Here is a 16,085-nt window from a genome sequence, read left to right on the forward strand (position 1 = left end):
TTAAAAAGTTTGTGATGTAACGATCTCTTCGTCAAAATAGTGTTCTGTCTTTGTTTTTTTGCCTTGCTCATTATAATAGTGCGTGTCTCCAGAACGTTCATCGTTTCTGTAAGTAGCTTCTTCTTTAATGTTTCCATTAGGATAATAGTTTTTTGCTATACCTTGTCTATATCCATGTATATATTGGATTTCTGATTTTACAGTACCATTAGGATAATACGTGTATGCCGTGCCGTTATATTCGTCATCCACATTTATATGCTTTCGTTCTAGATTTCCATTTTCATAGTATGCCTTATATGCTCCCTGCAAGTTTCCTTTTTCATAGGTCATCTCTCTAGCCACTTTTCCATTAGGATAATAGGATATTATTTTTCCTGTGCCATTAGATAAAGCGACCATTGGAAGTTCTTTTCCTTCTTTATCAAGATAACTATATCCTATTAACTTCCCTTGATTATAAAATCGAATCAGTTGTAAGGTACCTTTTTCTTTTCCATAAAATTTACGAGGACCATGTAGTTCATCATTTACATAAGATACTTCACCTATCTTAACTCCTGCTTCATTATATTCTTCTGAAGTTTCCTGTACTTTTCCATTTTCATATATAAAAAGATCTTCTAATTGTCCATTTTCAAAGTAATTTTTATAGGTGCCATTTAAATTTCCTAGTATATAATTTCTTTCTGATTTTATGGTGCCGTCTGGATAATATACTTTTAATACACCATCCAATTCATTATTTACATACGTAGCTTCTGCCTGTAGATTTCCATAAAAATCATATGAGGTATATGTTCCGTGTAAAACACCATTTGCATAGGAACTCTTTGATCGTATATCTCCAGAATCATAATAATAGATGATTTCATTTAACTCAGAATCAAAACGATCTATCTTTTGTATGATTTTCCCGCTTTTATCATAGTATACTTCGTTGAGTAATGTATCAAATGAGTAGGTGGTTTCACTTTCTAATTTCCCATTAGGGGCATAATTTTTTTGTGTTCCATTATATGCTCCTTTATGATAATAGGTTTCTGATTTTAGTGTTCCATCAGGATAGTAAGAATGCCAAAAGCCGTCTTTATACCCTTCTTCATTATAATATCCTTGTGTTCTTATTTGTCCAAAAGGATAATAAGAGGCTCCATAACCTATAACGATATCATCTTTATAGGTATTGTCATCTTGTAATTTTCCATTTGCATAAAACACCTTAGATTGTCCTTGTGCTAGGTTTTCTGTATATGTGGTTTGATCTCTAATAGAGCCATATGTATTGTAATATATCCAAGGCCCCATTTTTCCGCCCTTGACATCATATAGTCCTTCTGTAATAAGTGTGCCGTCTGCCATAAAACCTTTATAGTTCAAATCACCGCTTTTTTTCTTTTGAGTTTCAATGACTGTGCCATCTTTGGCATAATAAGTATATTCCTTGATCAATCCGTTACGGTATACGAAGCTGTTTTCTAATGCTCCTTCCCTATTATAAGACATATATGGGCCATTTAACTTCCCATTTTCATAGACCGCTTCTTCACTTAGTACTTCATTTGAAAAATAACTTTTCCAAGCACCATTATTGATTCCTTTTTTATAGATTCCAGTAGATTTTAATTTTCCAGAAGTATGATATGTCTTATAGATGCCTTCATATTCTCCGTCTTTACTTGTAGCTTCTGAAGCTAATTTTCCATTGGCATGGTATGTTTTTTCTGCCCCTTGTTTTACACCGTTTTTAAATGTCATTTCTTGTGCTAATACTCCATTTGCATAGTATTCTTTAAAAAGGCCATCATACGCATCGTTCTTCATGGTATATTCATATTTTACAAGACTCTTATCTGCCTCATGAAAGTGTTGTCTTACACCATTCATCACTCCATTTTTGTAGGTGCGTTTTTCTAAAGGTCCTCCATAGATTGTATAAGAGTCATAAGAGCCTTCTAATTTTCCGTCTTTAAATGTTACCGTAAGGCTTCTGTTTCCATTATCGTGATAAAAATTATAAACTCCTTGTTCTAATCCTTTTTTATAAGAGCCTTCCTCTTTTAATTTTCCATTTTCGTGATACCATTTCCATGTGCCATCACGTTCTCCATCTACAAAATTTCCTCTAGCAATAATTCTTCCTGAAGTATCGTAGTATACCCATTTCCCTACAGGGGTGCCTCCATTTATGGTAGCACCTTCACTATTGATAACCCCCTCTGAATACTTATAATTAATGGTTTCTTTTTTGCCATTATGTTCTTTTATGTTGTTCTCTCCAACAAGATCAATCCATTTTTTATAAGCAAGCGGAAGGAATTCTTTAATATCTTCTGTCTTTTTTGAGATAATTTTTTTGTAATCTTCATTTTCGATAGTGTATGCAGTGGTATAGGATAAGGCATCAAAATGATCATTTTCATTAACCCAATTAAAAAAAGGAATGATTTTTTGACCCCATAAAACAGATGTGCCTTCAAAAGGTTCTTCCTTTAATTGTGTAAGTAGTGCATGTGTTTGCCTTGCAAAGCCAATATTTATATCATTAGGAACTTCATATTCTTTTTGAAGGGCAATTTCACTTTCTATAATCAGGTTTTGATTCTCAAAAAGATCGTCGTCTGGAGTGATTGAAAATGGTTTGCCTTCAGCTTTTCCATTTCCGCTAACCATGTCATTAGCCATTTTTAAAACGGCAAATGAGTTTTCATTGTCAGGGGCAAATAGAAGATATAAGTTATACAATAGCAGTGCTTGTGCTTTCTTATTTTGGTGTCTATACATATTTGCGAGGCGAAGCATGGTGTTTTCATAAAGAGGACTTGCTTCGATTGCAAATAGTAAGTTTTCAAAAGCTTCTTGAGGTTCTTCTAGTTTTAGATTTATAATAGATAAGTTATTTTGTAATTCATGATTTCTAGGAAACTCTTCTAGTCCTTTTAGATATGTTTTCTTAGCAAGATCATAAGATTCTAATTTTTCATAGCAAATCCCTTTGTTCATATAGAAGCCTACTCTAGTGCTTGTGTATCCTTCTAGTTGTAAGCCTTTATCTATAGTAGCGATGGCATCTTTGTATTTTTCTTGTGTAATTTGATAATACGATAGGGTTACAAAAGAGTCATTATAAAGAGAGTCATTGGGACTTATCTTTTTTAAAATAGCAATGGCATCATCTACTTTTTCTTGCTCAATTAATTCGGAAAACTTTTTAATGAGTTCGGTGCCACTTTCATAAGAGATTTTTTCTTGAGCGGTTACGTTTACAAAAAGGAATAGGAAGAGAGAAAAGAAAATATAGTTTTTGATCATTGTAAAATATTGATAGAATGTTCAAAATACTAAAAAAACCTAATTTGTAATCAATAAATAACATCATTTTAATACAATGCTATGTTATTAAAAACTATTATAATTATCGGGATTGATTAATTAATCTATAAATTAAAATAGCGGTACGTTGTGTAAGCATTTCAATGGTATTTAGGTTTACAGTTTCTGATGGTGTATGAGCGCCTGTTCCCATAGTTCCTAGTCCATCAAGACAAGCAACATATGCAGCTACAAAGGAAACATCGGCAGCGCCTCTTTTACCTGGGTCATATCCTTCTACTTTTGGCTGTCCTAAGTCCTGACTTACTTGACTTAAAATTTCTAATAATTCATAGTTTTCTGGAGTGGGTTTCATCGCAGGATAACTATCTTGAAATTCTACCTTGGCACTTGTTTTAGGGAGATTATTAGCAACAATTTCTCGCATTTTAGCACGCGCTCGTTCTTTTTGATCTTCAGAAATAAATCGTAAACCACCTTGTGCATATGCCGTTTGCGCCACTACATTCCCTTTTCCGAAAATAGTTCCTTTACTTTCTTGTGCTTGTAAATCTAGTGTTGTGCCTCCTAACATCATCCCTGGATTGAAAGTTAGTAGTTCTTCGCCTTTTACATCTGTATAAAATTGGTGTAAGATTCGTGCCAATTCAAAATTAGCTCCTGCTCCTGTATACTCACTAAAAATACCAGAAGAGTGTGCTCGTTTTCCAGTGACTGTTACATTCCAATTTGAAGAGCCTCTACGAGCAACTGTTGCATTATCAAAGCCTGTTGAGGTTTCAAATCCTAAGGCAATATCACTTTGTTTTGCTGCATCTATCAATGATTTTCTACTAATACTTATCGGTTTTCCAGTACTTTCTTCATCTCCTGTAAAAGCAACTGTTATTTGTGCGTCTTTTAATAATCCTGATTCATGTAACGCTTTTAAAGCATACAATACTACTACATTTCCGCCTTTCATATCATTGGCTCCAGGACCTTTTGCAATAGAGTCATTGATCATTTCAAATTGTTGAAATTCGCTATCTTTTTCAAATACGGTATCTAAATGACCTATTAGTAATAAACGTTTTCCTTTAGTGCCTTTTGTCGTGGCAAATAAGTGTCCAGCGCGATTCATTTCTGGAGGCATTGTGATCCATTGTGTATCAAATCCAATATTTTGAAATGCTTTCGTAAATACAGTTCCTACTTCTTTTACACCTTCTAGATGTAGTGTACCACTATTAATATTTACAACGTCTTCCAAAAACTGAATGGCTTCTGGGTTATTTTTAGAGACCTGTGCAATGAGTTGTTGCTCGGGTTTTGAAAGTTGTTGCGCTTTCGCGAAAGCGGATTGAAACAGCATCCCAATAATGACTAAAGGGACTATAAAACGAGATAAAAACATACTGATAAAGCGTTGATCGTATCACAAGGTACGGAATCCTAAAAAAAGGATCGTATTCGTTCTTTTTAAGAATTTGAATACCTTTTGTTTTAAAATAAACATAAAATGCCTGATTTATAGTGTGTAACAATTTAGAATGAATATATTTATAGATAGAAAAAAGGTGTCATTATGAAAAAGCTAATACATTTAAATGGAGCAGAAGCGCTTACCTCAAAGCAACAAAAGAAAATAACAGCAGGCTTACGTTTTCCTAATGGAGATCAACTTTGCTGTGGTTGTGTACTTCAAAATAAACAAGGTTCTTTAGAAATTTTAAAATTAGCATGTCATCGTGATTGTCCTGGGGAATCTCGGCGTGTATCAGATGTAGATTGTTAATTTTGATAGATTACTCTTCTATACAAAAGACGTTATATAGTGTCTTTTTTTTTCAAAACTATCTATTTATACGCTTTCGCGAAAGCGTGTTTTTAATGCTAAAATAATTTTATTGTATATCGTGTAGTAATGTTGTTTGAATAATAGAAGCCTTGTTTTAGTATGCTTTTCTTTTTAATGAAGGTAGTTGGTGATAGCTATAATTGCCATAAATACGAATACAATTTTTAATGTAAGTGACCAGGTATACTTTTTTTTAATCTTTCCATTTTTTTCCAAGTCATCTATCCCCCTTTCTTTAGACTTTCTCTTATGTATTCCAGTGATTTTAGATAATGATTTTTTGCGCATATACTCTTCATAGTCGGTATACCCAATATACTTACAAAAAAAACGTACAGTGTCTGGATTAGGAGCACTTACGGCATTGTTTTTTTCAATGTACCTTGAATAGGCCCTCTCTAAAGTTTTAGGGTTTAAATGGTGTATTTCTTTTACTACTTGTTTTGCTAAAGCATATTTAGAATGAGATACACTTCCTTTTTTTGCTTTTTCAAAGACTTCTTGGACGATCCTTTTTATTTGCTCGTGATTCATAGGGATAAGGAATTATACTTTAGACAAATACCAGACTTGATGTCTTGGTATTGCCTGTATTTATTGATATCTATAATTTGTCTGAAACGTGTCTGTATTCTGTCTGCAATACTTTTTTAAGCTTCTATTTTCTTTGTGTCAGGGATTGGTTGTTGTTATGAGTTGCTAACTTAACAATTGTACAAAACTACTTCTTACGGGAACCCGTAAAACAGTCTTCTTTAGGACGGTTAGAAAGTTACCATGAGTAACTGTATTACGGATTTCAACTTTCTAAACTAGGAGCATTCATACGTGAATAACGGGAATCTAGAACCCGTACGGTATCTCTGAGATCGTCTCGGACAGGCACTCCTTTTTCAAATTTCAAAATTTTTAAAATGATGAGAAAGTTATTTTTAATAGCCGTAGTTTTTGGGAGTATAGTGTGTACTTCATGTGATCCACAACCTATATCTGAAGAGTTTAAAGTACAAGCAACAGAAGGGGAAGATGGTGAAATAGGAGGTGGAGAAGGAGAAGAAGAAGAAAACGGATAATTTATTTATAGAAAAGGATGCAAAAGAAGCTTTTGCATCCTTTTTATACTTTTAAAAATAAGAAAACGTGTATTTGAAAAGTAAATATTAATGAAATAGATATTTTAAATAAATAAGGTGATTGCTAACTTAATAGAAGTTAGTATTTTAGAAGAATGAAAACAGTACTTATATCTGCTTTTATTCTCATTTTTTTTATAGTAAGCTGTGATGGTTTAAAACCAAATGAGGATGTTACTGTTGACACAGTAGATAATGTTTTTTTTCAACAGAGTGAAAATAAAAATTTATCTATCCCAAAGCGTTTAGTCGCAATAGACTCTTTTTTAGTAGAAGCTAGAAATTCGGCTGATACATTAGCTATTTTATTAGGCTTAAAGAAAAAAACATATCTCCTAGGGGTAAGCAGGAAATATGGTCTATCCATTCCTTATTGTAAAGAATTATTGAATATTGCAATTGCTAGAGAAAGCAACGAGTATACCCGTCTAGGATATGATAAAATTTCTAGATATTATAGTAGCCTTTCAGACTATGATTCATCCGTTTATTATGCAAAAGAGTTAGTAGAATTTTCAAAGGGTATTAATGATAGTATTGGCATCGCAAAAGGGTATTTTAAATTGGGACTTTACAAAAAAGAACAGCATAAGTTAACAGAATCTTTTAAATACTTTAATGATGCATTTTTAATTAGAAGAAAGAAAAAAGATAGCGTAAATGCCGTGACTACGCTTTTAGAGATGGCTCAAATTCAAAAAAAATTAGGAAATTATAGGGCTAGTCAAGCAACAGCTACAGATGGATTAAGTTTTGTAAATAAAGCTTCAAAAGTAGGAGATGTTGTTGGATTGAATTTGAATATAGCGACAACAAACAGAGAGCTGAATAACTATGAGGAAGCACTAACTTTTAATAAAAAAGCTTTAAAAATAGAAACTAGAACAAAAAGTATCTTAACATTAAAAAATACAGAAGCAAATATATATGCAGATCAGGGAAATTATAAAAAGGCTGTACTTATTTTAGACAGTATTTTAAATTCACCTACCATAAAAAAATCAAAAGAAGCTAGGGCTAGAGTTTCAAGCAATTTGGGACGCATAAAATGGTTAGAAAATAGAGATAATGACAAATCTGAAGAATTATTACTAGAGGCGTTAAGGCTTCGAGAAGAGATTGGTGATGTTTCTGGATTAATAGCTAGTTATACGCATTTAACAGAATATTATGCCGATTCAAATAAAGAGTTAGCACTAGCATACGCTGAAAAAAACTATGAAAATGCAAAAACACTAAATAACAGTGTAGAAATTATAAAAAGTATAACATGGATTTTTGAATTAAAGGATGCACTAGGAAAATCGATATCGAATCAAATGGGTCTTGAACGATCTAGAGCTTATAAATATATCCGAGAAGCAAATAATGAAACCGAAAGGATTTATGCAGATACTAAATTTGAAAACGATGCTCTAAAGAATAAAAATTTTGAACTAGAAATAGAAGCAGAAAAGAAACAAAAACAAAATACGATAGCTTTAGCCATTGTGATTGTTTTGATTATATCATCCGTTTTTCTGTATGTGACTTTAAAATCAAAACACAAAAGAGAAAAAGTAAGAGAAATTGTAAAAGAAACCTATGAGACAGAACGAAGACTCTCTAAAAAAGTACATGATGAACTAGCAAATGATATGTCAGGGGTTATGAATTTAATTGACAATGATGCGGCAATACCAAATGATGTAAAAGAACCTTTAGTTAATAAATTAGAAGATTTATATGAACGTACTCGAGATATTTCGGCAGAAATAGCAGGATTTGATAGTAATGATTTTGCTAGAAGCCTCAAGTTTTTAATTACTCAATACAATTCTCATGGAGTTAATGTAATCACCAATGTTACTTCAGGAATTAATTGGGATACCATATCAGATCACAAAAAAATAAATATTTATAGAAGCCTTCAAGAATTGCTTGTTAATGCAAAAAAATACAGTAAAGCATCAGAGATAACAGTCATTTTTAAATCTGAAGGAAGAAAGCATTTTATAAATTACACAGATAATGGAATAGGATTTGAATTTGATACTATAAATAAAAGAGGACTTCAAAATGTGGAAACCCGTATAAAAAACATACAAGGGATTATTACTTTTAATACATCAAAAGGAAATGGGTTTAAAGCTCACCTTTATTTTTTTAGTTAAATTAATCCCCTACATTATGTTTAGAAAAGTATTAATCGCAGAAGATCAAGATACGACACACAGAGGTGTAGAAAGTATCTTAAAAGAAACCATTACTCATGTTAGTAAAACAAAGTATTGTGATGACGCCGTTATAAAAGTAAAGGCATCATTACAAGAAGGCATGCCGTTTGAATTACTGATTACCGATTTACAATTTGAAGAAGACCATAGGGATCGTTCCATTTCTATTGGTGAAGATTTAATTACCGAGGTAAAACAACTTATTCCCAATATAAAAATTATCGTTTTTTCTGTAGAAAAAGGAATTGGTAGAATTAAAAGACTGTATGATGACTATGGCATACATGCTTTTGTAGCAAAAGGACGTGATGAATCATTACATATAAAACGAGCGATTCAAGCGGTGTATAATAAAGAACCTTATTGCACTCCAAAAATAAAACAACTACTCAGAAATGTAGACGATATTGATGAGATAAATGATGCAGACATCAAAATATTAAACTTTCTTTCTAGAGGACTTTCCCAAAAGCAGATTTCAGAAACACTTATTCCTCCTTGTAGTCTTAGTAGTATCGAAAAAAATATAAGTAGATTAAAAGTGCTGTTAAATGCAAAAAATCCAGTACAACTTATATCTCTAGCTAAAGACAGAGGGATTATTTAATGATATTTCTTGCTATATACGCTTTCGCGAAATCGAACTTGTGAGACCTACCTGCCGGTAGGCAGGTTCACGACAGTATGGAGAGCGAAGCGTTAGCATATGTCTAAAAACATAATGCCTTAATTATATTATATAGTTCGTGTAATTATGCTGCCATAGGAAGGTTTTCTGGTTGTAATATGATAACTTGAGGTGCTATTTCAGGAGTGTTTTCTTGTACATTAAAAGTGCTATATACATTATAAGACACCCAAATTTGTAATAGTTTAACTGGAATTTGAATAGCGTCTTTCATTCCTAATTTAGAATCGTCTACATGTACCCAACGGTTTAAAGGTTGCTCATACATTTTATTCATAATTTCTTTTGAACCAAAATGCTTTTTTAAACGTAAAAAGATCTCGACATCAAATAACCATCTCGTTAAGAACGTATTATTGTACGCAACAGGGATCGCATTTCTTCTAAAAACTTTTGCGCCACACTGTGTGTCTTCTATTGGGAGACCTAAAATGAAGAATACAATGGATTTTACAATTTTAGAGAATATGTTTCTAAAGATATTTCTTTCTATTTGTCCGTTTCCCTTGCCTCTAGATCCATACACAAGCATAAGTTCCTTGTTTCTGTGAAGTGTCTCTGTAAGATTTTTGAAATCATCAAAATCTGTGGAGAGATCGGCATCTATAAAACCAATATAGTCGATATCTTTTCTGTTAAATAAATATCTTGATCCATATCGCACAGCAGCTGCTTTTCCTGAGTTTTTTTTGATATCTACAATACTTACGCTTGAAGGGGCATTTTTTTGAATAGCTTCTAAAACTTCTAGTGTGTTGTCTTTACTTCCATCATTTACAAAGCATAAATGATATTTTTCGTTTGTTGTAATAAAATTGATAAACGCATCTACATTTAAACGTTTTTCTTCGTTGTAGCATGGTATGATAATTCCTGTTTTCATGTTCATTATGTTTGGGTTTCTTTGGTCAAAAGTAGGTGTGAACCCCTGTCTTTTTGGGCGATATTCGATGGATGGCGCTTTTGTATAGGTGAATGAAAAAAAAGCATAGACCACACTTTCTTTCTAAGCGGGAAGTTTGTTATATCTTTAAAATTCAAAAGAATAGTGACGTTATACATGAAAGGAAGTACTAATAAACACCTGTTAATAGCCCTACTTGTGGGACTTGCATTTCATGGTACGTCTATCTTTTTTACGTTAGAAACGACGTATGATGCGTTAATACATTTATTTTTTGCAGATCATTATGCAAATAGCTGGTTTGAACCCTGGAATTATAAATGGTATACAGGATTTACTGTAACCAGTTATCCTCCTTTGGTGCATCAATCTATTGGAATACTTTCTTTAATTGGAGGATTGAAATTTGGTTTATTTACCGTGGCACTCTTAAGTATTGTGCTTTTTATAACAGGAGTCTATAGGTTTTCTTTACTAATTACTGCAAACAGAACAGTGGCTGGGTATGCATCTATTCTTGCCGTATTCTCATCTTCTTTTGTAGAGACATTACATATTTTTGGGCAACTACCTAGCATTATAGGAATCTCCATATTGATGCATGCCTTACCAGAGATTTACCTTTGGTTAAAGACAGGAAAGTATCGCTATCTATTTACATCCTTGTCATTAATAGCCGTTACGGTGACCTCACACCATGTGACTCCCATTTTTGGAATGGTATTTTTTATTTTCCCATTGATAGGAATGGTCATTATGGACGTGTCAAGAGAGGAAGTTTCTTCTATAAAGGAAATAACGTTTAGTGTTTTTTTAAGAAGCTTCCTTAAGTTATTTAAACGTATTGTAGGGTTTGGAATGTCATCTTTAGTAATCATTATAGGATGTATTCTCCCGTATTGGATTAATTCTAAAAACAACCCTATTACGCAAGTGCCTATTCCACATGGATCTCGTGATAATTTTTTAGAAATTACTTCTTCTGGACTCGTTTTCTTTTTGATTCCGTGGGGTATTCTATTAATCTTATTGCCATATATATTCTATAGATATTATAGTAAACGTTATTTGTTCTTTGGGCTTTCTATGACTATTCTTTTTGTTTTAGGAACTGGAGGAACAACACCTATTCCTAGAATGGTTTTAGGAGAAACCGCATTTAATATATTGACATTAGATCGATTTACACTCTGGGCAAGTATTATGTCATTGCCTCTTTTTGGAGAGTTTGTATATCGATTTTCTGAAGGGGATTTAAAACAGCGTATTCAGTCAAAATTTGGAGGCGTATATCATCGTATTATAGGAGGGATATTAGCAGGTCTGTTTATTTTCATGACTGTTTTTACAATGAGTTTAGGATATTTTAGACCTTCACAGCCTCAAAAAATAAAAATGCTACCTATTGTTAATTTCCTTAATCAGGATGATCATGACAAGTGGCGATTTTTAACACTTGGTTTTGGAGATCAAATGGCATGGTTATCAGCACAAACAAATGCATTGTCTGTAGATGGTAATTATCACTCAGCAAGACGTTTGCCAGAGCTTACTACAAGACCTATTGAGCGACTAGAAAATTCAAAGTATAAAGGAGTTGCAGGAATAGGCTCCTTGCAACAATTTTTAACGACTCCAGAGAAATATAATCTAAAGTATATCTTTTCTAACGATAAGTTTTATGACCCTGTTTTGTATTTCTGCGGGTGGCAACGCTTACGGCAATTAGAAAATGGTATTATGGTGTGGGAACGACTGAATGTAAAACCTATTCCTGCGATATTACCTAAAGATGAAATCCCTAAATGGCAAAAAATACTATGGGGAGTAATTCCTTTTTTAACTGTAATCATTGCCTTTATGCTCAATATCCAGATGCTTTGGATTCGAATGCTAAAAACTAACTTAAAAACACCTCCTGTGTACTTAGCATTTAAAAATACCTACGCATCATTTTCAAAAAACCTTCTTAGAGTTACACATATTTGGTCTATTATTTTAGCAATCTTGGTTTTTTATGGGATCTATTTATTTTACATCAAAAATGATAGTCAACGTTCACCTAAAAATGCAATCGTTGCATATTATGATGCCTTAGATTTTAAAGAGTTTGAAAAAGCATACGCACTTATTGATACTAAAAAAGATCTTACCATAGCGCAGTATATGTTAGAGATTTCAGTAACAGATGGCTTATTGAGTTCGTATGCTAAACTGGATAATATCCATACAATCATTACTAGGAATAGTGATTCATTAGTAACCGCCAAAGTCATTACAGATTGGATTACACCTCTTGAAAAGATTCATAAAGAGGAATATAGAACGGTTATAAAACGTAATGGGAAGTGGTTGTTGCAACACTATGATTTAGACACAGATATCCCTCCGGATCAATTATATGCATCTAATACATCTAGGTATTTTAATCAAGGACGAAGACGAGTAACCACAGAACAAACACATCATGAAGATGTATTAAAACAACCCGTTTTAGAAGTGCTTTCTGCCAAATTAGTTCAGTACGATACACATTATGCGATTGTGGGAGAAGTCCAGAATTTAGAAAGTGTTCCTGCAGATATTGTTTTAAAAGGCACCTTGTATAATGATGCTAATAAAGAACTTGCCACCTATAATGCAAAACATCATGTGAAGCATAAATTAATGCCTAAAGAAGTGAGTTCTTTTCGAATTGATTTTGAGGGCATAGCTTGGTCTAAAACAAAAGATTCTATTCCTAAGGCATTTAATCCAGATGAGTTTACACCTATTGAATTTGAAGAGCAACCCACCAAGTTTAATCTTCAAGTAGCAGGCAATGTATCTGGCTCAGATTTATATAAGGAAGCTTCTTTGAGCGCACTATCGATAGATTCAAATACAATTACTGGAAGTGTGTTTAATAGCGGAATTGAAGAAATTACTGTACCACAACTCTTAATCACATACTACGATATAGATAAAACCTTATTGTGGGTAGATCATTTATTTATAAAAGAAGGCATACGACAACAACGCCAACAAACATTTAAATATCCTCTTTTAAAAGAAGCATCCATGCGAGTGGTGAACGATTCGATGGAAAATATTTTTGTAAATGGATTGCCTAATGAAGGGATTTCTAATAAGATCGTTCCTGATAGAATACAAAATCATACCGATGCTCAACTTCAAAAAATTGAACATCCCGATTATGAGTATATTAAAATTGAAATAAACTCCTATATAGGAAACCCTAATTAATGAAGTATAAACAACATATATTCCTCTTTATAGCGATACTAATCGCTACTATTTCTACTGGTCAAGAAAAAGATCAGGGAAATAGTATTGGCTTATTAACCAGTCAAACGGAATTTGAAGTTGGAAGTACAGTACTGTTGCAATTTTCATCAGCAGAAGCTGTGACGCCACTTTTATATTGTTCAAATAGTTATGGAAGTACCGTTATTACTCCTGTACTTGAAGAAACTACACTTCATTATGAAATCCCTGATTTTATAGCAAATAAATCAGGATTAGTTCATTGGAAATTAATTCATAATAATCCTACATCAGGTTCCTTTGTAATGAGTCCTCAAAAGAATGTTACTACGATGGAAACCTATATTGGTCCGCCCACAATAGAAGCGGGAGATATTGATTATACCATGCTTGTGGTTATCCCAACAGACTCATTAGATAACCCTATGCCTGAGGGAACACCGGTAATGGTAGATCATCGGTTTTTAGATACACAAACAGAAGAAGAGATTGAGACCAAAAAGATAATAGGCTATAAAAATATATCCTCAAGAAGAAAGAGCGGAAGGTTATTTATCGCTGCAGAATGTTTAGAAACCCATTCGACAGAGTATACGGTCGATGTACTTCCTGCTATTCCAACTGATTTTACAATTTCGGCAGATCGGCCTCATGAGTATGCAGACGGAAATCAAATCACATCATTTTATACGTCTATTTTAAGAGATGCACACGACAATATCGTAAGTGACGGTACCTTTGTTACGTTCTTTATTAGAAATAAAGCGGGTAATGTATTAAAGACTTCTGGAACAACGGTACAAGGAATAGCTACCGCTAAGATGATCCATCCAGATCAGGAAGAACAATGGACAGTCCAGGCCTATGTAGATGGAATGGCAGAAAGTAATACGATTTCAATAGCTTATCAACAGGTGGTGAAAAATGTTGAGATCGCTTTCGCGAAAGCGAATAGAGAAATCCAAGTAGGACCCTTAAAAAGTTTTATGAACCAAATGATCCCTGATGGTTTTCAAGTAGTATTGGAAGTTTATAAAGACAATGTGTTACTTGAAACATATACAAAAACCTCAAGAAAAGGGTATGTCTCTTTTGGTTTGGAGGAAGCTATTTTTAAAAATGACACCTATACGCTCACAATAAAAACAGCGGGATTAGAAAAAAACCTTCCCAATATAAAGTTATGGTAAAGATGAACAGAAATATACTTAGAAGTATACTGATCATCTCTTATATGATCATCATTGCGGTAATTATAGGCGGTATTAGTTCATTATATAGTTACTTAAATACAGGGGCAGATAGAGCTAGTATATTACATACAGAAATCAAGAAGATTGATCAATATATTCCTGATGTAGATTGGGCTCCTTTATACAATGAAGGGAGGCCTATGGATCAAGAAACATTAGAACGTATAGAGAATAATTATTTAGATGCGTGGTATGTAAAACAAATAGCATATAAAACCAATACCACAAGCGGTATTGAAGACTATTATACAGAGAATGCTCGAAAAAACTTATATAATACGATAGCTCATAATACAGAAGAAGGTGTTGTTGTAGAAGCGACCACTTTAGAACATCACCCGACCTTAGAATTTTTTAGTGAAGATGGTCAATTGGTTGTGATTACAGATCATGGTGTTGTTGAATATAAGCGTTTGTATAAAGATGAAGTGCTCATTTTAGAAACTACAGAAACGGCTACGTATAAAATAGTCCTATTGCTTGAAGATGGATTTTGGCGTATACGACACATGGTTAAAGAGTATCAGGAAGTGTATACTGAAAAAGAACGCTTTGATACCCTAAAAGATATCTCTGTAAAAGGAATTAATTATTACCCTCAAGCAACACCTTGGGATATGTTTGGTGATGGTTTTGATCCAGAGATTCTATCAAAAGATTTTCAAATGATCAAAGATGCAGGATTGGAAAGTATACGCATATTTGTTCAATATGACGATTTTGGAAAAGCAAATGTGCAAGAAGATAAGCTCCAAAAACTAAAACAAACACTAGACCTTGCTGAACGTCACAATTTAAAAGTCATGGTGACATTGTTTGATTTTTATGGAGATTATGCAGTGTTAGATTGGACACTAAATAGACGTCACGCAGCAACGATCGTTTCTTCACTTAAAGAACACCCCGCTCTGTATGCTTGGGATATTAAAAACGAACCAAATTTAGATTTTGAATCTAGAGGAGAAAAGCAAGTGAACGCTTGGTTACAAATGATGACAAGCTTTGTAAAAAATATAGATCCAGATCATCCAGTAACGATTGGATGGTCTAATGCAGAAAGTGCTATTATTCTTAAAGACCACGTAGATGTTGTCTCCTTTCATTTTTATGAAGATCTAGATACCTTAGAAGATGTATATCTGTATTTAAAAGAAGAAATACCTTCAAAACCTATTGTATTAAGTGAGTTTGGAATGTCTTCCTATAAAGGTATTTGGAATCCATTTGGAAATTCTGAAAATGATCAAGCTACCTATCATAAAGAGATACAAGGTATTATTGCAAAGCATAAAATTCCATCTATGTCATGGACATTATATGACTTTGTAGAAATACCAAAGGAAGTCGTGGGGAGACTTCCTTGGCAAAAAAACAATCAAAAACAATTTGGGTTCATAAATAAAAATGGGGACGAAAAGGCTGCATTCAAGTATATTTCGGGGGAATAATTT

General features: G+C 33.1%; 11 protein-coding genes. 7 read left to right on the forward strand and 4 right to left on the reverse strand.

Translation table 11 applies throughout. The annotated features are described in order from the left end of the window. Entirely contained in the window at positions 1–3,312 is a 3,312-nt protein-coding gene (locus Q1A01_RS16445) for a hypothetical protein (RefSeq protein WP_299683181.1), read from the reverse strand. Between the two features lie 103 nt (positions 3,313–3,415). After that, positions 3,416–4,729: a M20/M25/M40 family metallo-hydrolase gene (locus tag Q1A01_RS16450; RefSeq protein WP_299683182.1), complete on the reverse strand. Its 1,314-nt coding sequence runs from the start codon at positions 4,727–4,729 to the stop codon at positions 3,416–3,418. A 171-nt stretch (positions 4,730–4,900) separates the two neighbouring features. On the opposite strand from Q1A01_RS16450, the gene Q1A01_RS16455 reads away from it, so the two are divergent. Then, on the forward strand, positions 4,901–5,110 hold the full coding sequence (locus tag Q1A01_RS16455) for a hypothetical protein (RefSeq protein ID WP_299683183.1): 210 nt from the start codon (positions 4,901–4,903) through the stop codon (positions 5,108–5,110). A gap of 174 nt (positions 5,111–5,284) precedes the next feature. On the opposite strand, the gene Q1A01_RS16460 is transcribed toward Q1A01_RS16455, so the two are convergent. After that, the gene (locus Q1A01_RS16460) at positions 5,285–5,707 is read right to left on the reverse strand and encodes a hypothetical protein (RefSeq protein WP_299683184.1); all 423 of its coding nucleotides are present in this window, start codon (positions 5,705–5,707) and stop codon (positions 5,285–5,287) included. A gap of 380 nt (positions 5,708–6,087) precedes the next feature. Here Q1A01_RS16460 and Q1A01_RS16465 point away from each other — a divergent pair, with 380 nt between their 5' ends. The 3 genes from Q1A01_RS16465 to Q1A01_RS16475 all read left to right on the forward strand — a co-directional run bounded on the left by Q1A01_RS16465 (position 6,088) and on the right by Q1A01_RS16475 (position 9,129). Next, positions 6,088–6,246: a hypothetical protein gene (locus tag Q1A01_RS16465; protein WP_299683185.1), complete on the forward strand. Its 159-nt coding sequence runs from the start codon at positions 6,088–6,090 to the stop codon at positions 6,244–6,246. 155 nt (positions 6,247–6,401) lie between these two features. Then, positions 6,402–8,459: a hypothetical protein gene (locus tag Q1A01_RS16470; RefSeq protein WP_299683186.1), complete on the forward strand. Its 2,058-nt coding sequence runs from the start codon at positions 6,402–6,404 to the stop codon at positions 8,457–8,459. Positions 8,460–8,475: 16 nt separating this feature from the next. Continuing rightward, positions 8,476–9,129, forward strand: coding sequence for a response regulator (locus Q1A01_RS16475; protein ID WP_299683188.1), 654 nt, complete (start codon positions 8,476–8,478; stop codon positions 9,127–9,129). Positions 9,130–9,274: 145 nt separating this feature from the next. Here Q1A01_RS16475 and Q1A01_RS16480 read toward each other — a convergent pair whose 3' ends face one another. Next, complete coding sequence (locus Q1A01_RS16480; protein WP_299683190.1) at positions 9,275–10,093, reverse strand: dolichyl-phosphate beta-glucosyltransferase; 819 nt, start codon at positions 10,091–10,093, stop codon at positions 9,275–9,277. Between the two features lie 177 nt (positions 10,094–10,270). On the opposite strand from Q1A01_RS16480, the gene Q1A01_RS16485 reads away from it, so the two are divergent. From Q1A01_RS16485 to Q1A01_RS16495, 3 genes are read left to right on the forward strand one after another with little or no spacing between them, the layout of a single operon-like run. Continuing rightward, a complete protein-coding gene (locus tag Q1A01_RS16485; RefSeq protein WP_299683192.1) occupies positions 10,271–13,360 on the forward strand; it encodes a hypothetical protein in 3,090 nt (1,029 codons plus the stop codon). Next, the gene (locus Q1A01_RS16490; RefSeq protein WP_299683194.1) at positions 13,360–14,571 is read left to right on the forward strand and encodes a hypothetical protein; all 1,212 of its coding nucleotides are present in this window, start codon (positions 13,360–13,362) and stop codon (positions 14,569–14,571) included. Before Q1A01_RS16485 ends, Q1A01_RS16490 begins: the two co-directional genes overlap by 1 nt. Beyond that, entirely contained in the window at positions 14,565–16,082 is a 1,518-nt protein-coding gene (locus Q1A01_RS16495) for a glycoside hydrolase family 2 TIM barrel-domain containing protein (protein ID WP_299683196.1), read from the forward strand. The genes Q1A01_RS16490 and Q1A01_RS16495 overlap by 7 nt, the downstream gene beginning before the upstream one ends. Positions 16,083–16,085 lie beyond the last annotated feature (3 nt).

Source organism: uncultured Dokdonia sp. (genome assembly GCF_947492815.1).
Classification (GTDB): domain Bacteria; phylum Bacteroidota; class Bacteroidia; order Flavobacteriales; family Flavobacteriaceae; genus Dokdonia.

What these genes read in the sequence shown, in the direction of transcription:
- Q1A01_RS16470 (WP_299683186.1), top strand. Translation starts at nt 6,402, where the DNA reads ATGAAAACAGTACTTATATCTGCTTTTATTCTCATTTTTTTTATAGTA.
- Q1A01_RS16445 (WP_299683181.1), bottom strand. Translation starts at nt 3,312, where the DNA reads ATGATCAAAAACTATATTTTCTTTTCTCTCTTCCTATTCCTTTTTGTA.
- Q1A01_RS16480 (WP_299683190.1), bottom strand. Translation starts at nt 10,093, where the DNA reads ATGAAAACAGGAATTATCATACCATGCTACAACGAAGAAAAACGTTTA.
- Q1A01_RS16455 (WP_299683183.1), top strand. Translation starts at nt 4,901, where the DNA reads ATGAAAAAGCTAATACATTTAAATGGAGCAGAAGCGCTTACCTCAAAG.
- Q1A01_RS16485 (WP_299683192.1), top strand. Translation starts at nt 10,271, where the DNA reads ATGAAAGGAAGTACTAATAAACACCTGTTAATAGCCCTACTTGTGGGA.
- Q1A01_RS16465 (WP_299683185.1), top strand. Translation starts at nt 6,088, where the DNA reads ATGATGAGAAAGTTATTTTTAATAGCCGTAGTTTTTGGGAGTATAGTG.
- Q1A01_RS16475 (WP_299683188.1), top strand. Translation starts at nt 8,476, where the DNA reads ATGTTTAGAAAAGTATTAATCGCAGAAGATCAAGATACGACACACAGA.
- Q1A01_RS16490 (WP_299683194.1), top strand. Translation starts at nt 13,360, where the DNA reads ATGAAGTATAAACAACATATATTCCTCTTTATAGCGATACTAATCGCT.
- Q1A01_RS16460 (WP_299683184.1), bottom strand. Translation starts at nt 5,707, where the DNA reads ATGAATCACGAGCAAATAAAAAGGATCGTCCAAGAAGTCTTTGAAAAA.
- Q1A01_RS16495 (WP_299683196.1), top strand. Translation starts at nt 14,565, where the DNA reads ATGGTAAAGATGAACAGAAATATACTTAGAAGTATACTGATCATCTCT.
- Q1A01_RS16450 (WP_299683182.1), bottom strand. Translation starts at nt 4,729, where the DNA reads ATGTTTTTATCTCGTTTTATAGTCCCTTTAGTCATTATTGGGATGCTG.